The following is a 21,750-nucleotide window of genomic DNA, read 5'->3' as shown; positions in this document are numbered from 1 at the left end:
AATTTACCTATACAATTTATAGATATATACTTAGTATGGAGGGTTTGGATTGGAAAATTGGTTTAATCATTTAGAAATTGAAAAGAAGGAGTTTTGGTATATAGTATTACCGTTATTGCTAGTGGTACCCCTATTAGGTTTTAGTAATCAGGTATATGGTATTTTTAAGGAAGAAAGTTATCTTTATTTGAATTTAGTTATAAAAATACTCATTATTGTTTTTACAATGGCAATTGCCATTCAATCTTGGCTTGTTTTTTCACATCTCTCATCAAATCAAACATTATACATAGGTAATTTGTTTTTTATCACCGCATTTTTGGAATTAGCTAGTTTAGTTATTCAACAAAACTATTCCGTTCATTCGCACTATGCGGTAATGAGTATACATATCATAATGCGTTTATGCTTGGCTATTGGCTTTTTATTTATTATTGTAAAGCCAAAACAAAATATAGCGATGAAATATCGTTATTATACATATGGAAGTTCCTTAATATTAGTATTACTTACCCTTTTTTTAGTTTATTTATCTTCAAGGCAATTACTGTTTGAGAATCAGTTAAATAAAATAAATGATATTGTTTATTTATCATCTGCGGTTTTCCAGATTGTCACAATAATAATTCTAAGTAAATATTTTAAAAAGGTACCTAAACGTGTAATGTGGCTTATTTGTGCCGCCATCTATTTAATTTTTAGTGATATTTTCTTTGTTATCGGTAAGGATTGGCAATCAATTTGGGGATTTTCAGCACTTATTTATCAATTTTTTGCATTCTATTTTTTCTTAAAGGCCATTTATTATACAACTGTAGAAAAACCTTATCAGCAGCTTTTGAAAATCAAGCAGGATTTGGAGCATTCACAGCAAGAGCTTCATTTTCAAGCCTACCATGATGATATTACACAGCTTCCAAATGAGCACTTATTATTGAAAACCTTAAAGGAAAGCTTACATGCAAATAACCATCAAAAGGCAATTATAGCCATCGAAATTGATCGATTAGCAGCAATTCGTGCATCAATAGGGATTAGCTATTCCAATAAGATGATGAAGCTTGTTGCTGAAAGGATACAAGGAATATTACCGCCTTATTATTTTGCAACAAAACTTAATGAAGGCCAATTTATTATTTATATTAATCATGTCAAAACAAGAGAAGAGCTATTACAATTCTGTTTAAATTTAAGAAATGTGATGAAACAGCCCTTACAGGTACAGTTATTTTCACTTAATGGAAATCTTAATATAGGTATTGCCCTACATGAAGAAGATTGTACGGGTGAAGAACTACTAATGCATGCACAATTAGCAATGAGAGAAGCGAGTCAGCTCCCTCAAAGATGTTTATTTTATAAACCTTATATGTCTAACGGAGTTACTGATCGTATTCTAATTGAGCAGGATTTACATAAGGCACTAGCTAATCAGGAATTTTATTTGGATTTTCAACCACAGGTAAATTTAAAAACGGGTAAAATTGAATCTGTAGAAGCACTTGTACGCTGGCGTCATCCAACACGAGGGTTTGTGGCTCCAGATCAGTTTATAGCCATTGCTGAGGAATCAGGTCTTATCATTCCGTTGGGAAAATGGATTTTAGAAACCGCCTGTGCTCAAGCTAAAGCTTGGGAGGAGCAAGGATTACCACCTATGAAGGTAGCCGTAAATCTTTCGCTTGGACAATTGTTCCAGCAGGATTTAGTGCAGATGGTACAGGAAATTTTGCAGCGTACACGATTAGAACCAAAGCATTTACAATTAGAAATCACGGAAAGTATGACGATGAATATTGATCAAATGACACAGCTGCTGTATGAATTAAAGGCATTAGGTATTCAAATTGCTGTGGATGATTTTGGGACTGGCTATTCTTCACTTTCTTATTTAAAGGATTTTCCGATTGATTGCTTAAAAATTGACCGCGCGTTTGTTCGAAATATTCAGCATAATCCAAATGATGAAGCACTTGTGTCCATGATTTTATCGATGGCCAAGCATTTGCGACTGAAGGTTGTTGCAGAGGGAATTGAGGAAGTTGAGCAGCTTGCGTTCCTTATTGATGGAGATTGCGATTATATCCAGGGATATTTATTCAGTAAGCCGATTTCAGCAGAACAAATCTCTAATAACTTTAACGAATTACACATACATGCTTTAGACATTTTAACACAATTTACATATGTAGAAGACTACATTATTTAGAGATAAAGATAATGAATAACAATAGGCTAGTCTCAACAATTATAATCCGCTACAATTTAAAAAGGAAAAATTATAGCGTTTAACCTATTTAGTGGGTGCATAAATAAAATAAACCCCAGCAGATGTCACGGATTTTGATGAGGCTCGAAAAAATCCGAACGCAATGATGCTGGGGTATAATTGATTAATGCATCAGATACTCTTCCTTTAATTCTCCTATATCCACCTCTGATCGCTCCTCTAAAGAACGCCGTAAATGAACAGTTGCTGTTTTTCCATCGTCATGAAGCTTATCAATCCAGATAGATACGCCATTATAACTGACTTCATATTCTAATGGTGAGGCGACTATTTCTTGTGCACGTTTAAAATCCACTTGAAGTCCCCCTTATTTTTTTGATTTACCTTCTTTGGTAACGGAATGAATAAGTTCCATAAACTCTTTTGAAAATTCTTCACTCACTTTGTTGGGCGCTATTTTTTGGTTTTTTGGCGTTTGAGGTAAAGATCCTTTGTTGGCGCTTTGTCCTTGTTTATTGTCTCTTCCCATGATTGTTTCTCCTTTCGTTTTTGATATTTCTTAATATGGCTTTTGAATCGAATTTTTATCAAGGGGAAATCTAGGGAACAGAAAAAATTTAATGTAAAACAGTTACGAATTATTTTTGGAGAAATCGTTAACCTTAAAAGAAACAAGCGTTTTTATAGCGAGACCTTTTTTATAGAAAAGTCATTATTTAATAGCACCCAATTTTGTGGGAAAGGGAAACCTAATGCCCAATAGCTAATTCCTCTAAGGTTATATTGTTGCACCATATCAAACTTAGCTTGTGCACTTCGAGCATCTTCAAACCAAACTTCGTGTTGCTTCCCATGTTCATCAACATAACGAAAATATGGTGACTGTGCAACTAGATCATATTGAATGGTTGCGCCATATTTTATTGCCCGATTAACAGCTTCTTGAGAACTGAATGTTTCTGCTTCTTGTCCTTTTACATGTGGTAAAAGCCAATCACGAGCATAAAGTTCGAAGCCTAAAAGTATTTTCTCAGCAGGCATAGCAGTTAATGCATATTCAACAACTTTCCTCATTTCATTAATTGGAGATATTGCTTGTGGTGGGCCAAGTCGATACCCCCATTCATAGGTCATCAATACTACAAAATCTGCAATCTTCCCATGTGCTTCATAATCGTGAGCCTCATACAGTGTTCCTACCTGTGCTGCACTTGTTTTTGGTGCAAGTGCTGTAGATACTAGATAGCCATACGGATGAAGACGGTCAACGGCGAGTTGAAGAAAGGCAGTATAATTTTCTCGATCTGCTGGAAGGACGTATTCAAAATCAATATTTAAAACTTTATAGCCCTTCTCCTGCATTACTTGTAGAGTATTAGTAATCACTTTTTCACGTAATGCTGCGCTTGATAAAATAACATGTGATAAGTTAGAGCCTGTTTCAGTAGAAGTTAGGTTTGTAAGGGTTAGCATAGGTGTAATGTTTTTTGCATTGGCAGCTGCAATCATTTCTTGATCATCAAGCGGCTCTAAAGTTCCATCCTCCTTTATCATATAAGCAAAAGGACTAAAATAAGTAAGAAGATGGCCAATGGCGTTTATAGATTGAACAGCTTCTTTTGGCTTTTCATACGTATAGGCGTTCACCTCAATTAAAGGCTTTGCTCTTGGAATGATTAAGTGTGTACCTACATAAATCAGATTTGGATTTGAAATGCCATTTTCAACAGCAATAGCTTGAACAGTAGTACTATATTGATAAGCAATTTGGGATAACGTTTCTCCAGGTTGGACGATATGAATAACGGGTGGAATTACTAATTGAGTGCCAGGCGTTAGCAAATCAGGATTAGTTAAATGATTAACAGAGATAATAGATTGAATTGATACGTTGTATTGTTGTGCAATCGACCATAGAGTATCTCCTTTTTTCACTGTATGAGTTGTATAGGGAGAGGGAATAACGAGTGATTGTCCGATTACTAATTGGTCTGGATTAGATAATCCATTTAATTGAATAATCTCCTGAATAGGTACAAAATAGTGATTTGCAATTTGCCACAGTGTTTCACCAGCACTCACCACATGTATTATCATTGGACACCTCCAAAGTAGTTTTCATATTGCATCATATGTATTAAGGAAGAAAATGAGTATTTTTCTGAAGAGCCTTCTGTTTCTGTGGATTCAACAACGCATAATAAATATTTTATTGTTCATATTCTTTCCAATCAATATGCATAGGATAGAGCATATGCATTCATTATTTGAGAAAGGAGCTGGCTTTTGAAAAAAGTAAAGCTCACTGGAAGAATTGTTACTCCTGATGATCCGGGATATGAACAGGCAAGAACAAATAATAACTTAAATAATCCGAAATATCCCAGCGTAATTGTGTTTTGTCAAGATACAAAGGATGTTATAAATGCATTAAACTGGGCAAGGGAAAATAATGAACCATTTCGAATAAGAAGTGGCAGACATAGCTATGAAAATTATTCATTATTAAATAAAGGTCTTGTTATTGATATTAGTGACATGAATGACATTCAACTCAATCTTCAGGAAATGACAGTGAAAATTGAAGCAGGGGCAAATCTTGGGAGCGTTTATCATGTATTAGGAGAACAAGGTGTAACAATACCTGCCGGAACCGAAAGTAGTGTAGGCGTCGTGGGCTTAACACTTGGTGGAGGAATTGGTATGCTATCTCGTCCATTTGGGTTAACATGTGACAATTTGATTGAAATTGAGATGGTGGGTGTAAGTGGTCATGAAGGAGCAACAGTCATTCAAGCAAACAGGCAAAAAAACAGTGATTTATTGTGGGCTAGCTGTGGAGGTGGAGGTGGCAATTTTGGTATCGTAACATCACTTACCTTTAAACTACATCCAATTAACCATGTTGCTATTTTTTCTATTACATGGGGTTGGGAGGATTTTGAACGTGCCTTTGATGCATGGCAAAAATGGGCACCATATACAGATGAACGCTTAACGTCCCAGATTGAGCTTAAATCAAAGGAGATAGATGAGATTGTTGCACAAGGAGAGTTCGTCGGTTCTGCTTCAGAATTAAAGAAATTACTACGGCCTTTAAGGAAAATAGGAACACCCAGAAATATTTGGATAAAGGAAGTCCCATATTTAAAGGCTGTAGAATTTTTTGATATTCCAAGTGGCAACCAGCCAGCTCTTCGTAAAAGATCTGGTTCTTTTATTGAAAGACCATTTCCACATGCCGCCATTGTACAAATGAAGGAATTCTTAGCAAAACCACCAAATAGAAATACAACGATTTGGCAGCAATCTTTAGGAGGCGCTGTAGGTCAAGTTGCACCCAATCGTACTGCTTATTATTATAGAAATGCTTTAATGGCACAGGAGTACAATACATCTTGGAAAAAACCTAAAGAAGAAGAGAAAAACATTCGATGGGTGGAAAATGTCAGACGGGCTTTGTCTCCTTATACTACTGGGGATTATGTCAATTTCCCTGATCGCTTTATTAAAGATTGGCTGACTGCTTATTATGGCCGAAATGTTCGTAGATTAAGAGAGGTAAAGTCAAAATATGATCCATTGAATGTATTTCATTTTCCTCAAAGCATCCCACCTAATCGAAAATGGCTTTAATCAACGATACAAAAATCATTTGCTGAATTAAGATAAAAAGGGTAGCATGCTGAAAATTAGCTATGCATGCTGTCCTTTTGCATGAATAATTATCTTGATAATTAGTGTTCTGCACGTCAAAATGAAGATATTACATATATTTCTAAGGGAGTAAATGCGATGACTGATGTAATTGTTCGTAATAATGTAAAAATAATTGGTAAAGGGAATCAGCCTATTATTTTTGCTCATGGCTTTGGCTGTGATCAAGATATGTGGCGGTTCATTACCCCTGCATTTGAAGATAATTATCAAGTAATTTTATTTGATTATGTTGGCTCGGGTAATTCAGATTTACACGCGTATAACTCTGAAAAATATAGTTCTTTACAGGGATATGTTCAAGATATTTTAGACATTATCGAAGCATTAAATTTGAACAATATTCTATTCGTTGGACATTCAATTAGCTCGATGATAGGCATGTTAGCATCCATTGAACAACCTGCATATTTCAAAAAAATAATAATGATTGGACCATCCCCATGTTATTTAAATGATGGTGATTATCGTGGCGGCTTTGAACAAAGTGACATTTCAGAGCTATTGGATATGATGGAGATGAATTTTGTTGGCTGGGCAAGCTATATGGCACCAATTGCAATGAACAATCCTGAGGTTCCTAAATTATCGCAGGAATTAGAGCAAACATTTATCGCTGCTAATCCTGTGATTGCTAGAGAATTTGCAGAAGTGACCTTCTTATCAGATTACCGTGATGACCTAGCAAAAATGAATATCCCTACACTTATTATGCAGTGCTCAGACGATAGCATAGTACCTATTGAGGTAGGGGAATATTTACATAGTCACCTGAAAAATAGTACATTTCGGTTAATGAAGGCGAAGGGGCATTACCCACATATTAGTCATCCAGACGAAACAATTCACTGTATCACAGAATTTTTGTGAAAGGAAATGTAAAATGGAAAAACGATTGAACTATGCGCCTTGTGGTTTTCTTTCTATCAACCATGAAGGGATTATCACAGATATAAATCAAACCTTTCTTCAATGGATGGGCTATAAGCAGGCGGATTTGATAAATAAACATATAGAAATTCTTATGTCTACTCCAAATAAATTAATATTTCATTCTTATTTTTATCCAAGCATTAATCTAAACAATCATATCGATGAGCTTTTTATTAGCCTGAAGCATCATGATGGATTGTCTATTCCGTTTTTATTGAATGCTAAGTTATTTACAGAAAATAAGTTGGAGTATATAGATTGTATTCTAGTGAAGATGAAAAAGCGAATTGATTATGAACTTGAATTACGTTCAACAAAAAAACAAATGGAAGCTGCCTATACTGAGAAAAAACAAGCTTTAGCAAAATTAGAGCAAATTCATCTAGAAATCGAACAAAAACAGGCTGAGTTGCTTTCAATGAATGCAACATTAATAGAATTATCTGAAACAGATAAGCTAACCGGTTTGAAAAATAGAAGGTATTTTCAAGAGAAACTAGAAGAACAATTGTCCAACAATGAAAAATCAGCTTCACCTTTCTCACTTTTTATTTTAGACATTGATCACTTCAAAAAGGTAAATGATACATTTGGTCATCAAGTAGGAGACGAAGTTCTTGCACAATTAGCACAACTATTAAAAAATCAAGCTCGTTCTTTAGATATCGTTGCACGTTATGGTGGAGAAGAATTTGTTGTTATTTTACCAGAAACCGATCAGAACGAGGCAAAAGCTATTGCAGAACAATTGCGACAAGCTGTAGAACAAGCAAAGTGGCAAACTGGGCGAATTACAGTGAGCGTCGGTATTGCCACTGCTATCAAAACGGATAATGAGACTACCATTTTACAAAGAGCTGATAAGGCTCTATATGCCTCTAAGGAAAATGGTCGAAACCGCGTTACACATAGTATAGATTTAACAAGTATTTAGAGTGGGATAAAGGGGATTTTTATGAACAAGATGGCGATTAAGAAAATTACTTAATTGCCATCTTGTTGTTATTTTTCTGCTAGCAATTTTTTTATAGAAGGGATGTCCGCTGGAGCGAAGTTTAATTCTAACAGTTGGTGTCGAGCTACCCATCTGATTTCAGTATGTTCTAAAGCAAGTGGTTCTCCACTAATTATCGTGGCTTTAAATGTCTCTAGGCGCACAATGAATTCTTGATATTCATATGTGGTATCTTCTACTTTTTCATTCACCTCTATAGAGCAATTAAATTCCTCTAATATTTCACGGGCCAATGCCTGCTTCGACGTTTCCCCTACTTCTATTTTACCGCCAGGAAATTCCCAGTAGTTAGCGAGTACCATGTGAGGATTTCGTAATGCACAAAAGATTTCATTCTTGTCATTTTCAATAATTGCGCCTACTACGTGTATATGTTTTTTCATTTTCTTCATCCTAAAATTTTTTTATGAAATATTGTAGATTATAACATGTAGTTTGAAATTTTTGTTACTTAAAATAAAAGCTGTCTTCATTAAAAACAGAGTTTCCATGACGATGTAAATTGTTATTTTCTACTGTATAATAAAAAACAGTAAATAGGAAAAGGGCGGTACGAGGTACGATGAAAAGAATTGAATCTACGCAAAATGCATTAGTGAAATACTGGAAGAAACTAGCGACGACACGTAAAGAGCGTGAACGTTCTGGAGAATTTATAGTCGAAGGATTCCATTTAGTAGAGGAAGCATTAAAAAATAAAGAGCAGGTATTGCAGCTTATTGTGCGTGAAGGTGTAGATTTACCAATGCTTTGGCCAATTGACGATATTGCCATCATTGAAGTGACTGTAGCTGTTGCGAAGGAGTTTGCTGAAACGGAGACCTCACAAGGAGTATTTGCCGTTTGTAAGCAGCCTTTACTAAAGGAAGATGTAATGGCTTCATGGCGTAAGGTATTACTGATTGATGCTGTACAAGATCCTGGGAATATAGGAACGATGATTCGTACGGCAGATGCTGCGGGCTTGGATGCAGTTATATTAGGCAAGGGCTGTGCAGATATGTATAATCCTAAAACACTTCGTTCTGCACAGGGCTCACATTTTCACATTCCAGTACTTAGAGGTGAGTTGGAGGATTGGATAGAGCAGCTACAGGAAAATGGTGTACCAGTATTTGGAACGGCATTAGATGAAGATGCGGTTATCTACAGCGATATTCAGCATACAGGTGCTTTTGCCATCATGATGGGCAATGAAGGCAGCGGCATCCACCCACAATTGCTTGCTATGGCCGATCAAAATATTATAATTCCTATTTTTGGACAGGCAGAATCATTAAATGTAGCGGTGGCAACAGGAATTGTATTATATGGTTTTGTTAAATAACGGATAGAACTATCAAAATGATGGATAGAATAACTAAAGTGAAGGATAGATTGCTCAAATCAATGGATGCGTTGTCATATTGAAGGGTTCAAAAACTTTGGAATCATTAATATCCTTAATAATGGGAAGATGCCCCTTGATTTGCATGAGTATAGTATTGTATAATCACTTTTAAATTGTAAACTTGAATATGAGAATGCTTTGACCGGGAAGTAGTAAAGATTGTGAATGGACGACAGGGAGCGTGGGCCGGAGATTGAGAGCCAGCGCAGAACCAATGCAGTTTTGAATTCAGCCCGCGAGCAGCTACCGGGACCAGCAAAATGCTGTAAAGGTAAGCCGGCTTTAATCTAGTCGTTATGTCAATGAAGTGATTGCTTGGCGTTTGTCTTGCAATAACTAGGGTGGTACCGCGAATATGTCCTCGTCCCTTTTTTAGGGGCGAGTTTTTTTATGCCATTAAAAAGCTGACATTTATCCTGTAGCGGAAGTGAAACATGGTATAGGACAATTCAGAATCTGTAGTGAAGGCTAAGCGATAACTACAAAAATGCCAAAGTGAAATTGATTTGAACAAGGAGGATTTACACATGGAAGAGCAATTAAAGCAATTAGAGCAAGAAGCACTTGCTAAAATTGAAGCAGCAGCAACTTTAAAAGAGTTAAATGATGTGCGTGTAGCGTATCTGGGAAAAAAAGGACCTATTACAGATTTATTAAAAGGGATGGGGAAATTATCAGCAGAGGAACGCCCTAAAATGGGTGCCTTAGTGAATACAGTTCGTGAAAAGGTAACAGCTGTTTTAGAGGAAAAGGCAACTGTGCTTGAGGAAGCGGCAATTGCTGAAAAATTAGCAAGTGAGTCGATTGATGTCACTTTACCAGGCCGAGAAATTAAAGTAGGAAATCGTCATCCATTGACACGTGTCATTGAAGAAATTGAAGATTTATTTATTGGTATGGGCTATGAAATTGCAGAAGGTCCTGAAGTGGAGAAGGATTACTATAACTTTGAAGCACTAAACCTACCGAAGGGGCACCCTGCTCGTGATATGCAAGATTCGTTCTATATTTCCGAGGAAATATTATTACGTACGCACACATCTCCAGTGCAAGCTCGAACAATGGAAGAGAAAAAAGGTGAATCCATTCGTATTATTTGCCCAGGTAAAGTATTCCGTCGCGACAATGATGATGCTACACACTCACACCAGTTCATGCAAATTGAAGGATTAGTGATTGGCGAAAATATTCGCATGAGCGACCTTAAAGGTACTTTAGATACTTTAGCAAAGAAAATGTTTGGTGCCGATCGCGAAATTCGCTTACGTCCAAGTTTCTTCCCATTCACAGAGCCATCTGTTGAAATGGATATTTCTTGCTTTAAATGTGGTGGTTCAGGCTGTAATGTATGTAAAGGTACAGGCTGGATTGAAATTTTAGGTGCTGGTATGGTACATCCAAATGTGCTTGAAATGGCTGGCTATGATCCCAAAAAAGTTTCAGGCTTTGCATTTGGTATCGGTGCAGAACGTATCGCAATGTTAAAATATGGTGTCGACGATATTCGTCATTTCTACACAAGTGATACACGTTTCTTATCACAATTCGAGCGAACAGAGGCGTAAGGGAGGATTAATAATGTTAGTATCATTAGAATGGTTAAAAGATTATGTAAGTACACAGAATTTAGTGCCTGAGCAGTTAGCGGAAAAAATTACGCGCTCTGGAATTGAGGTGGATGCAGTAATTGATCGTGCTAACGGAATGGATAAAGTTGTAGTGGGTTATGTCGTATCAAAAGAAAAACACCCTGAAGCGGATAAATTAAATATTTGCCAAGTGGATGTTGGTGAAGCAGAGCTACAACAAATTATCTGCGGTGCACCAAATGTTGATGCGGGACAAAAAGTTATTGTGGCTCGTCCAGGTGCACATTTACCAGGTGGCATTAAAATAAAAAAAGCGAAACTTCGTGGACATGAATCAAATGGTATGATTTGTTCATTGCAAGAGCTAGGTATCGAAGGGAAGCTTGTTCCTAAAGCATATTCTGAGGGGATTTATGTACTTCCTGCTGATGCTGAAATTGGTTCAGATGCCCTTGCTATTTTAGGTTTACGAGACACAGTACTAGAGCTAGGTTTAACACCAAATCGATCAGATGCACTGTCAATGCTAGGTGTGGCATATGAAGTTGGTGCAATTCTTTCTGAAGAAGTGAAATATCCGGAAATTTCCTATAACACATCTACTGAAAAAGCGGAAGACAGGTTAAAGCTTCGAGTAGAAGATTTGCAAGCAAACCCAATGTACGTTGCTAAAGTTGTGAAAAATGTAAAAATTGCAGAATCACCAATGTGGCTACAAAATCGTTTAATGGCTGCGGGTGTTCGTCCACACAATAATGTTGTTGATATAACGAACTACATTTTAATGGAATACGGTCAACCCCTTCATGCCTTTGACTATGATAGCCTTGCAACAGGTGAAATCGTTGTCCGAAAAGCAACAGAGGGTGAACAAATTACGACTTTAGATGACCAAGAACGTACATTAAAAGCGACTGATTTAGTGATTACTAATGGTAAGGAACCAGTAGCTATTGCAGGTGTAATGGGTGGCGCAAATTCTGAGGTAACAGAGTCTACTACAACAGTTGTGATTGAATCTGCTTATTTCGATGGCTTAACTGTACGCCAAACTTCACGTCGTCTTGGCTTGCGCTCTGATGCTTCTGCTCGTTTCGAAAAGGGTGTTGACCCTAACCGTGTTTTACCTGCAGCAGAACGTGCAGCAGCATTATTAGCTGAACTTGCTGGTGGGGAAGTGTTGGAAGGCACATGTCTTGTCGATGAACTGGATAAAACACCAGCCCGTGTTGTTGTGTCCCCAGACTTTATTAATGAGCGTTTAGGAATGAAAATTTCTTTAGAGGATATGCTTTCTATTTTAGAACGTCTGAAATTCAGTGTAGAGGCAGCGAACGGCTTGTTAATAATTGATGCGCCAACCCGTCGTCAAGATATTAAAATTGAAGAGGATATCGTTGAGGAAATTGCTCGTTTATTTGGTTATGATGAAATCCCGATGACATTACCAGAGGGTGCTACGCAAGTAGGTGGTTTAACACCATATCAAGCACATCGTCGTGTAGTCCGTAATTTTATGGAGGGAGCAGGGCTTTATCAGGCTGTAACCTATTCATTAACATCTGAGGCATTGTCACAGCGCTTCGCATTGAAGGCTGAGCCAGTCACTCGTTTGTTAATGCCTATGAGTGAAGAACGTTCAACTTTACGTCAGAGTCTGATTCCACATTTAATTGAAGCAGCTGCTTATAATGTAGCACGTCAAGCTGAAAGCGTGGCACTTTATGAGGTTGGTTCTGTGTTCCTTGGTCAACTAGAAGAAGGGCAGCCATATGAGGAAGAGCATGTAGCAGCAGTTTTAACAGGAAAATGGTTAGATCATGCTTGGCAGGGTGAGAAAAAAGCAGTTGACTTCTTTGTCTTAAAAGGCATTGTTGAGGGCGTTATTGGTAAGCTAGGCTTAGAAAATCGCATTTCATTCGTGCAAGCACAAGTCGATGGCTTGCATCCAGGACGCACAGCTAGCATTCTTTTAGATGGGGAGCAGGTCGGCATTATTGGTGGTTTACATCCCGCAGAACAAAAAGCATGGGGTGTTAAAGACACATATGTCATGGAAATGAATTTAGTAGCATTATTAAATGCCACTGAACAAGAGGAATCGCTTACCTACACATCGGTACCTCGATTCCCAGCAATGTCTCGTGATATCGCTTTAATCATGAATCGTGCTACAACTGCAGGAGAAGTCATCACAGCTATCCACTCAGCTAGCGTAAAATTATTGAAAGACGTTCGTGTATTTGATGTTTACGAAGGTGAAAAAATGGAGCCAGGTAAAAAATCTGTTGCATTCTCACTCACTTACCTTGATCCAGAGCGTACTTTAACAGATGAAGAAGTTGTTGCAGCACATAACAAGGTGCTAAAAGCTATTGCAACAATTGAAGGTACAGAAGTACGTTAATAATATTATTTAGGAAGACTGTCTTACGGGACAGTCTTTTTTTATCTTCATTCAGCAAATGTTTCTTGTATCGAAAGCATAGCGGTAGCGGCAGATGTTTTATGCTCGTAAGTGTAGTGGCAGCGGTAGATACAGAAGACTCCCATCTCTAGCAGTGGCGAGAGAATGCGGTTTTGGTTCCTTATCAGTGGTGTCCAAACACCTACTGAAATAGCAGAACTCAGTATAAGAACGCCACGTCCTATGGCAATTTATCTGTGCAAAAGCGAAGTGACAGCAACACGTTTTTATCTGTGCGAAAGCAACAACAACTCGCGACTGAGTGACCAACATTATGTGCTAACGAGCGGCAGCTACAATTACGCCGGGGCGAAAATGATTTAAATCATTTTCCTTGCTTTTTCGGTATTTGCAAAATGCCATTTCGTTATAGTGCGTAAAAAATCCTCACCTTGACCACGCCAAATACGTGCTGCTAAAGCATCTACTTTTGCAGAAGCTCCCTTTAATAATTCAATTCCAGCCAGTTCACTAAGTCGATCCATTTCCTTTAAGAAAGCCGCGCGAGCTAATATGGAGGCTGTTGCGACTGAAACATGCAATTGCTCAGCTTTTGTTGAAAAAAGCACATTCTCTCGAACGATTTCTCGCTCATTCTTTAAATAGTTATAGTACACGCCTCGTTCAGCAAACTGATCGATTAAAATATGCTGTGGTTTTTCTGGTGCCATTTTCACTAGAGTATTGTTAAGTGCTTTATTGTGCATCATTGCCTTCATTTTTCCCTGTGAATAGCCCTTTGCCTGTAAATTATTATACTTCTCATTCCGCAGTACAAGTACACTATGGACACAGGCAGCACGTAAATCTGGCGCTATTTTACGCATATAGTCATCTGTTAGCATTTTTGAATCTTTTACCCCAAGCTCATTGACAAGCTCAATCTTCGTTGCAGGAACATAAACAGCTGCTACAGTCATTGGACCGAAATAATCGCCAGTGCCAGTTTCATCAGAGCCGAGCACTGACATTGTAGCAAAGCCATCAGGCAAAACATCTCCCTTTGCACCTATGGCTGAAGCTTTTGGCGGACTAGGGATGCTACTGCCCCAGCGAGCTGCTTCTCGTTCAGCTCCTCCCCCTTGAAACATTAATTTACCTGATTTGTACATGGTGATTGCTGTATCTGGAAGCTTTGCGGCAAAGATAACACCAGGTGCCTTTCGCTCTATATAATGGCTTGCATAGAAGGCCATCACTTCTTTTTGTATATTTGGTGATATTGAAAGCACAATATTTGACATTTAATCGTCCCTTTCTGTCCTCATTGTTCACAATTTTATATCATTCATGGTATGATAATAAATAGCTTTTTTGTGTGATGCTGTTCACAACTAAAAAAATCGTGAACATAAAGATGAAAAAAGGAGGGTGCGACTATGGAAAATCAAGAAAAGAATAAAATTTCTGTGGAAATATATGGTCACACATATAAAATGGTCGGCTCTGAATCCATTGGACATATGCGACTTGTCGCTTCAATTGTTGATGACCGTATGCGCGAAATGAATTTACATAACCCCTCACTTGATAGTACAAAACTAGCTGTTCTAACAGCAGTAAATACTGTTCACGATTATTTACTATTAAAAGAGCAGATGGAGCGACTAGAAGAAGAATTGAAAAAATTAAAGGGTTGAAGTGAATGCTAGATTTAATCATATTGGCGGTGCTATTAGCTGGACTTATTATCGGTGCAAAACGAGGTTTCATCGTTCAGATGATGCATATTGTCAGCTTTATAGTTGCCATCATTGTTGCGTATATTTATTATAAGCCATTAGCACAAAAATTTGTGTTTTGGATTCCATATCCAGGTGTAACAGATTCAGGTAGTCTTGGTGTAGTCATAGATAGTCTGGATTTAGACAGCACATTTTACCGTGTCATTGCCTTCGCTGTTATTTTCTTCGCTGTGAAAATTTCCTTGCAAATTATTGCGTCGATTTTTGATTTTATAGCGTATTTACCAGTGTTAAATACTTTAAATCGTTGGCTTGGAGCATTGTTTGGCATGATTGAAAACTATTTAATTATGTTTATTTTGCTATACATTCTTGCTTTATTGCCAGTTGATTTTATTCAAGGGTTAATATCGAAGTCATTGATAAGTGGTCTTATTTTGGAGCATACACCAATTATTACAAAGATGTTTCAAAACTGGTGGTATATTTATATGCAATAGTAAACTTTGCACTTCTCTCGGCTGTGAGAGAAGTGTTTTTACGATAGGAGGAACTTCTGTTGAACAAAAAAACAATTATTCGAACACTTGAAAAAATCGCATTATATATGGAATTACAGGGGGAAAATCCATTTAAAGTATCAGCCTTTCGAAAAGCAGCTGCGGCTCTAGAGGGAGACGAACGCTCATTAAGTGAGATGGAGGATGTAACGAAACTTAAAGGAATTGGTAAAGGAACTGCCGCTGTCATTGAAGATTTAATGACAACTGGACAATCAAGTCTATTAAAGGAATTAGAAGAAGTTGTTCCTAAAGGCTTACTACCCTTATTAAAATTACCTGGATTAGGTGGGAAAAAAATAGCCAAGCTTCATCAAGAGCTAGGAATTGATTCTGCGGAAAGTCTAAAGGCAGCATGTGAGGCATGTAAAGTTCGTGAGCTAGCAGGCTTTGCAGCGAAAACAGAAGAAAAAATATTAAAGGAGCTTGCCAATTTAGCTAATCGTTCAGAGCGTTTACCAATATGGCAACTGGAGCCTGTTGTTTTACAAATAGAAGCACTTCTAGGTAGTATGAAGGAAGTAGAACGTTTTTCAGTTGCTGGAAGCTTCCGTCGGGCTGCGGAAACAAGTAAGGATATTGATTTTATTGTTGTAACAGAAGTAGTTGAGGCTGTTCGTGAGCAACTGCTGAATAAGCTTTCGATACAGGAAGTGGTAGCAGCTGGCGATACGAAAATTTCTGTCGTATTAGATTTAGACGAGCCAATAAGTGTGGATTTCCGTTTAGTAAAGGATGCGGAATATGCAACTGCCTTACATCATTTTACAGGCTCTAAGGAACATAATGTTCGTATGCGTCAAATTGCAAAAGCACGTGGTGAGAAGATTAGTGAATATGGTGTTGAGCAGGAAGACGGGAACGTATTGACCTTTAAAGATGAAGCAGCGTTTTTTGCCCATTTTGATTTACCGTTTATCCCGCCAAGCATACGCACTGGTACAACGGAGTTTGATAAAACTGAGGATATTCAAACTTTAGTGAAACTAGAGGATATCAAGGCAGATTTGCATATGCATACAACATGGTCAGATGGAGCCTATTCTGTGGCAGAAATGGGCGAGGCTTTAATCGAACGAGGTTATCAATATAGCGTTATAACGGACCATTCGCAATTTTTAAAGGTAGCAAATGGTTTAACGCCTGAACGTTTAATAAAGCAACGTGCTGAAATTGAAGCATTTAATAAGGCACATTCGGAATTTCATTTATATGCAGGAACAGAAATGGATATTTTACCAGATGGGACCCTTGATTTTGAAGATGAAGTATTGAAAGCGTTAGATTTTGTGATTGCCTCCATCCATTCTAGCTTTACACAGTCTCAGGAAAAAATAATGGCACGTTTACTAACGGCGATGCAAAATCCATATGTGCATATGATTGCGCATCCTACAGGTCGCATTATTGAGGATCGTCAAGGTTATAATCCCGATATGGAACAATTAATTGCTTGGGCGAAGGAATATGGTAAAATTTTAGAGTTAAATGCTAATCCATATCGTCTTGATTTATGTGTGGAGCATTTAGAAATGGCCATGGTAGCTGGTGTGCCTGTAGCCATTAATACCGATGCCCATGATATTGCTCATTTACGTTTTATGGATATAGGGGTTCGTTATGCAAACAAAGCATGGTTGAAAAAGGATATGATTGTGAATACATGGACGCGGGAACAATTTGAGGCGTTTATTCGACGAAATAAATAGGTTGAGGAGGTGTTCTCAGTGATCGCAGAACGCGCATTGAAAACACTAGAATATGATAAAGTACGTCAGCAAGTGGCTACATACTGTACTTCATCCATTGGCAAAACAGCTATTGATGAGCTTGTACCACAGACAGACTATGAGAAAGTTGTACAATTATTAGAGGAAATGGATGAAGGACTTTCCATTTTACGTGTAAAAAGCAATGTACCGATGGGTGGAATTTTTGATGTACGCCCTGCCGCAAGACGTGCACAAATCGGTGGTATGCTTTCAGCGATGGAATTGATGGAAGTTTCAAGTACGATTCGTGCTAGTAGAATTCTTCGTAATTTCATTGAGGATATTGAATCAGAAGCAGTGATTGAGATTCCACATTTCATCACTAAAAAGGAGGCAATGCCTGTTTTAACTGGCTTGCAGCACGAAATTAACAATTGTATTGATGACAATGGTTCCGTGCTAGATTCAGCAAGTCAAACTTTACGTTCCATTCGCCAATCTTTGCGTGCAGAGGAGGCTAAGGTTCGTTCAAAGCTTGAAAGCCTTATACGTGGCAGTAATGCTGCAAAAATGCTGTCAGATGCACTTGTAACGATTCGGAATGATCGCTTCGTTATTCCTGTTAAACAGGAGTATCGTCATCATTATGGTGGAATTGTGCATGATCAATCGTCTTCGGGGCAAACATTATTCATCGAGCCAGATTCGGTTGTACAAGCAAATAATGAGATTCATCGACTAAAAATGAAGGAGCAAGCTGAAATTGAACGCATTTTACTTGCTTTAAGTGCTATGGTAGAGGAAGTAGCCCCTGATTTATTTAATTTAGTGAAAGTACTTGGTGAGATAGATGTTATTTTAGCGAAGGGGAAATATGGGCAAGCAAACAAATGTACAATGCCAAAAATGAATAACGACGGTTATATTCGTCTAGTACGTGCACGTCATCCACTTTTACCGATTGACATTGCAGTTGCCAATGATATTGAATTCGGCAAAGACATTACGGCAATTGTTATTACAGGACCAAACACTGGTGGGAAAACTGTAACGTTAAAAACAGTTGGATTATGTACTTTGATGGCACAGGCTGGATTACCTGTACCTGCTCTTGATGGTTCAGAATTAGCAGTTTTCAAGCAGTTATTTGCTGATATTGGTGATGAACAGTCTATTGAGCAATCACTATCAACGTTCTCCTCACATATGGTGAATATTGTAGACATTTTACAAAAATTTGATCATGAGTCACTTGTGCTCTTCGATGAACTAGGTGCTGGGACAGACCCACAGGAGGGTGCAGCTCTTGCTATTTCTATTTTAGATGAAGTACATGGAAGAGGAGCTCGTGTGATGGCAACGACTCACTATCCAGAATTAAAAGCTTATGGGTATAATCGTCCTGGTGTTGCCAATGCAAGTGTGGAGTTTGATATTGAAACTTTGAGTCCAACATACCGTCTACTTATTGGTGTTCCGGGCCGCTCCAATGCATTTGAAATTTCAAGCCGTCTTGGCCTACCAGAATCTATTATAGATAGAGCGAAAGGCTTTACAGGCACAGATCGTCATGAAGTGGAGTCAATGATTGCTTCACTTGAGGAGACACGACGCCAATCCGAGGATGATGCAGAGCGATCTCATGAATTACTGATGGAATCCGAAGCCTTACGCAAAGAGCTGCAGGACAAACTACAGGCTTATGAGGAGCGGAAAGAGGCACTCGATAAAAAAGCGAAGGAAAAGGCTCGTAAAATTGTCGATGAGGCAAAGAGAGAAGCTGAATCAATCATAGCTGAATTGCGTGAAATGCGTAAAAATGCGGACCAGGTCGTGAAAGAGCATGAGCTTATTGAAGCTCGTAAACGCTTAGAAGATGCGACGCCTCTAGATAATAATAAAGTGCTAAAGAAAGCAGCCCAAGTGAAGGCTCGCGCTCAAAACCTAGTTGTCGGAGATGAGGTAAAGGTGTTAAGCTATGGTCAACGGGGTACTTTACTGGAAAAAGTGTCTGATTCCGAATGGATTGTGCAAATGGGCATTTTGAAAATGAAAATTTCGGATAGTGACCTTGAATACATCAAGCCAGAAAAAGAACCCGTGCAACGTATTGCAGGTGTTAAAAACCGAAATAGCCATGTGAAATTAGAATTAGATCTCCGTGGTGAACGTTTCGAGGATGCTATTTTGCGTACAGAAAAGTATATTGATGATGCCCTACTAGCTAATTATGGGCGTGTTTCGATTATTCACGGTGTTGGTACAGGTGCATTGCGTCAAGGAATTCAAAACTATTTGAAAAAGCATAAGCGTGTAAAATCCTTCCGTTTTGGTGAAGCAGGTGAGGGTGGCTTTGGCGTCACGGTTGTGGAATTGAAATAAGCAGTAAAGGGGACGGAGAAAATGCTGAATTCTAGCTTTTGGCGATATCCGATTATCGAAACGGCAGGATATTTTAGTGTTGTTGTGTTATGTTTAGTCGTCTCGATGGCATTGTTCGAAGTCGTTACGAAATATAAAAATTGGGAAGAAATAAAAAATGGCAATGTTGCTGTAGCACTTGCAACTGGAGGGAAAATTTTGGGGATTTGCAATATTTTCCGCTACTCCATTGCTCGACACAGCACATTAAGCGAAATGATTGGCTGGGGTCTTTTTGGCTTTACATTACTGATTGTGGCGTATTTTTTATTTGAATTCATGACTCCACGCTTTAATGTAGATCAAGAAATTGCGAATGATAATCGCTCAGTCGGCTTTATTTCCTTCACCATTTCAGTAGGTCTATCGTTTGTGATTGGGGCAAGTATTGCATAGGAGTGTCATGACATGGAAAAATTGGCGAAAATTCTAATCGTTGTCTGCATCGCATTTTTAGCAGTCGGTGTCTATTATATGATGACCCTTTAAACAAGAAAACGCATCCTGTTTGTGAGGATGCGTTTTTGTTATGTTTTAAGGTGGCGCGTTAAGAAAAGAATTGCTCAGCTTGAGAGTGGAATCGCTCGGGTAGGGTCAAGAACGGCTCCGGTAGAGTAAAAAGTTGCTCAGGTATGGTCGAGAAGTGCTCAGGTGGAGTAAGAAAGACGCTCGGGTATGGTCAAGAAGTGCTCAGGTAGAGTAAGAAGTCGCTCGGGTATGGTCAAGAGGCGCCCAAAAAAAGTAAAAAGTCGCTCAAGTATGGTTAAGAACCGCTTCGGTCCATTGTAAAATTAACTGGGGAGGGTCAAATATCCACAAATTTTCTTAATTTTATTCTTTTAAGCAAATTTAAAGTGATTAAATTTTTAATTTAAAAAAGGCTATTTGCAATGAAGATAAAACTTGCTATAGTCTAAGCAAAAAGAAAGGAAAATTTCATGATATTAAAACCATTTGAACATGCAACAATGCTACCAGGATTACGTGCAATGATTCATCGTTTGGACTCAAGTCATCCGCTACATATAAAAGTTTCGCAAGAATTACAGCAATTAGAAGCAGGGGATTTTGGTGAACAATGTATAATAAATGAATTGCAAAAGTTATCACAGACACTGGAAATCTATGTTTTGCATAATATTACCTTGTTTGAGCCTATTCCTATTCAGCTTGATGTTGTAGTTATTACTCCTTATGATGTAGTAGTGATTGAAAGTAAAAATATTCGTGGGAGGATTGAATTGAAGCATCACCCGAGACAGATGGTTCGTATATTAGAAAATGGTGACAAACATATTTTTAATCACCCAGAAATTCAACTCGAGGACTATATTTATGGATTAAATTCCTTTTTTAAGCAGTTTGAGGTCCAAATAGCAGTGACAGGAATTATTGTTTTCCCTTTTAATAATGCTGAAATTTATTATGAACAAGGAAAGTTTCCAGTTTTAATGAGGCGTGAATTGTCTTATTTTCTAAGACAACATTTAAATGAAAATAAATCCAAAGGAACGATTCCAAAATCTCAAATAGCAAATCTCTTATTAAAGCATCATCGTGCTTTTCAACCTTCCCCATTATGTTCCTACTACAAAATTGACCCCAAAGCTCTTCAACAGGGGATATTCTGCAGACATTGTAATCAATCAAAAGTAATCCGGCAAAAGTATAGTTGGTTTTGTCCAGCTTGCAACATGTATGACAAATTCGCACATCATCAAGCATTGCAGGATTTTTGTTTATTGATTGATGAGAAAATTAATACACAAACTGCACGCTATTTTTTAGCATTATCGAATCGACATCTTACAAAAAGGGTGCTACAGGAATTTTCTAAGAAAAAAGAAGGATGTAATAATAAGACATTCTATTATTTAAAGGGCAATTAAAAAATCCTAGCTTAGGTGAGGTAAAAATTTGTAGGAGAGAATCGGATACTACTCAGACAAGGAGGGAAATCGCTCAGATCCATAATACTCGCTAAATACACCCATCCCTCCAGCGTTCGTATATAGGTAATATCAGCGACCC

The 21,750-nt window shown here is 37.9% G+C and carries 18 protein-coding genes; 13 read left to right on the top strand and 5 right to left on the bottom strand.

Features of this window, described 5'->3' with window-relative positions; all coding sequences use genetic code 11:
- Positions 1-49: 49 nt before the first annotated feature.
- Positions 50-2,209: a bifunctional diguanylate cyclase/phosphodiesterase gene (locus B2R82_RS09255; RefSeq protein WP_286924570.1), complete on the top strand. Its 2,160-nt coding sequence runs from the start codon at positions 50-52 to the stop codon at positions 2,207-2,209.
- A gap of 184 nt (positions 2,210-2,393) precedes the next feature.
- Here B2R82_RS09255 and B2R82_RS09250 read toward each other — a convergent pair whose 3' ends face one another.
- From B2R82_RS09250 to B2R82_RS09240, 3 genes are all read right to left on the bottom strand, one after another.
- The gene (locus tag B2R82_RS09250) at positions 2,394-2,585 is read right to left on the bottom strand and encodes an H-type small acid-soluble spore protein (protein WP_054770918.1); all 192 of its coding nucleotides are present in this window, start codon (positions 2,583-2,585) and stop codon (positions 2,394-2,396) included.
- Positions 2,586-2,597: 12 nt separating this feature from the next.
- Positions 2,598-2,759, bottom strand: a complete 162-nt coding sequence (locus B2R82_RS09245) for a YfhD family protein (protein WP_283869106.1) — start codon at positions 2,757-2,759, stop codon at positions 2,598-2,600.
- Between the two features lie 152 nt (positions 2,760-2,911).
- Positions 2,912-4,327, bottom strand: coding sequence for a LysM peptidoglycan-binding domain-containing protein (locus tag B2R82_RS09240; protein ID WP_286924569.1), 1,416 nt, complete (start codon positions 4,325-4,327; stop codon positions 2,912-2,914).
- A 189-nt stretch (positions 4,328-4,516) separates the two neighbouring features.
- On the opposite strand from B2R82_RS09240, the gene B2R82_RS09235 reads away from it, so the two are divergent.
- The 3 genes from B2R82_RS09235 to B2R82_RS09225 all read left to right on the top strand — a co-directional run bounded on the left by B2R82_RS09235 (position 4,517) and on the right by B2R82_RS09225 (position 7,814).
- Positions 4,517-5,866, top strand: a complete 1,350-nt coding sequence (locus B2R82_RS09235) for an FAD-binding oxidoreductase (protein ID WP_286924568.1) — start codon at positions 4,517-4,519, stop codon at positions 5,864-5,866.
- Positions 5,867-6,025: 159 nt separating this feature from the next.
- Complete coding sequence (locus B2R82_RS09230) at positions 6,026-6,817, top strand: alpha/beta fold hydrolase (protein ID WP_286924567.1); 792 nt, start codon at positions 6,026-6,028, stop codon at positions 6,815-6,817.
- 13 nt (positions 6,818-6,830) lie between these two features.
- Positions 6,831-7,814, top strand: a complete 984-nt coding sequence (locus B2R82_RS09225; RefSeq protein ID WP_286924566.1) for a sensor domain-containing diguanylate cyclase — start codon at positions 6,831-6,833, stop codon at positions 7,812-7,814.
- A 68-nt stretch (positions 7,815-7,882) separates the two neighbouring features.
- Here the strand turns inward: B2R82_RS09225 and B2R82_RS09220 are convergent, their stop codons facing one another.
- The gene (locus B2R82_RS09220; protein ID WP_286924565.1) at positions 7,883-8,278 is read right to left on the bottom strand and encodes a (deoxy)nucleoside triphosphate pyrophosphohydrolase; all 396 of its coding nucleotides are present in this window, start codon (positions 8,276-8,278) and stop codon (positions 7,883-7,885) included.
- A gap of 179 nt (positions 8,279-8,457) precedes the next feature.
- Here B2R82_RS09220 and B2R82_RS09215 point away from each other — a divergent pair, with 179 nt between their 5' ends.
- From B2R82_RS09215 to pheT, 3 genes are all read left to right on the top strand, one after another.
- On the top strand, positions 8,458-9,222 hold the full coding sequence (locus tag B2R82_RS09215) for a TrmH family RNA methyltransferase (protein ID WP_286924564.1): 765 nt from the start codon (positions 8,458-8,460) through the stop codon (positions 9,220-9,222).
- Positions 9,223-9,812: 590 nt separating this feature from the next.
- Positions 9,813-10,850, top strand: a complete 1,038-nt coding sequence (gene pheS, locus B2R82_RS09210) for a phenylalanine--tRNA ligase subunit alpha (protein WP_286924563.1) — start codon at positions 9,813-9,815, stop codon at positions 10,848-10,850.
- A 13-nt stretch (positions 10,851-10,863) separates the two neighbouring features.
- Positions 10,864-13,281, top strand: a complete 2,418-nt coding sequence (gene pheT / locus B2R82_RS09205) for a phenylalanine--tRNA ligase subunit beta (protein WP_286924562.1) — start codon at positions 10,864-10,866, stop codon at positions 13,279-13,281.
- Between the two features lie 380 nt (positions 13,282-13,661).
- Here pheT and rnhC read toward each other — a convergent pair whose 3' ends face one another.
- Positions 13,662-14,585 carry a ribonuclease HIII gene (gene rnhC, locus B2R82_RS09200; protein ID WP_286924561.1) on the bottom strand — a complete coding sequence of 308 codons (924 nt, stop codon included), beginning with the start codon at positions 14,583-14,585 and terminating at the stop codon, positions 13,662-13,664.
- A 135-nt stretch (positions 14,586-14,720) separates the two neighbouring features.
- Here rnhC and zapA point away from each other — a divergent pair, with 135 nt between their 5' ends.
- The 6 genes from zapA to B2R82_RS09170 all read left to right on the top strand — a co-directional run bounded on the left by zapA (position 14,721) and on the right by B2R82_RS09170 (position 21,608).
- Entirely contained in the window at positions 14,721-14,981 is a 261-nt protein-coding gene (gene zapA, locus B2R82_RS09195; protein WP_286924560.1) for a cell division protein ZapA, read from the top strand.
- A gap of 5 nt (positions 14,982-14,986) precedes the next feature.
- A complete protein-coding gene (locus B2R82_RS09190; RefSeq protein WP_054770922.1) occupies positions 14,987-15,526 on the top strand; it encodes a CvpA family protein in 540 nt (179 codons plus the stop codon).
- A 59-nt stretch (positions 15,527-15,585) separates the two neighbouring features.
- A complete protein-coding gene (gene polX / locus B2R82_RS09185; protein ID WP_286924559.1) occupies positions 15,586-17,295 on the top strand; it encodes a DNA polymerase/3'-5' exonuclease PolX in 1,710 nt (569 codons plus the stop codon).
- Between the two features lie 18 nt (positions 17,296-17,313).
- On the top strand, positions 17,314-19,680 hold the full coding sequence (locus B2R82_RS09180) for an endonuclease MutS2 (RefSeq protein ID WP_286924558.1): 2,367 nt from the start codon (positions 17,314-17,316) through the stop codon (positions 19,678-19,680).
- A gap of 21 nt (positions 19,681-19,701) precedes the next feature.
- Positions 19,702-20,115: a DUF350 domain-containing protein gene (locus tag B2R82_RS09175; RefSeq protein WP_010860124.1), complete on the top strand. Its 414-nt coding sequence runs from the start codon at positions 19,702-19,704 to the stop codon at positions 20,113-20,115.
- A gap of 542 nt (positions 20,116-20,657) precedes the next feature.
- Positions 20,658-21,608, top strand: a complete 951-nt coding sequence (locus B2R82_RS09170) for a nuclease-related domain-containing protein (protein WP_286924557.1) — start codon at positions 20,658-20,660, stop codon at positions 21,606-21,608.
- Positions 21,609-21,750: the final 142 nt, after the last annotated feature.

It is taken from the genome of Lysinibacillus sp. UBA6686 (assembly GCF_002455205.1).
Lineage (GTDB): Bacteria > Bacillota > Bacilli > Bacillales_A > Planococcaceae > Lysinibacillus > Lysinibacillus pakistanensis.
This window is presented reverse-complemented; position numbering and strand designations above follow the sequence as displayed.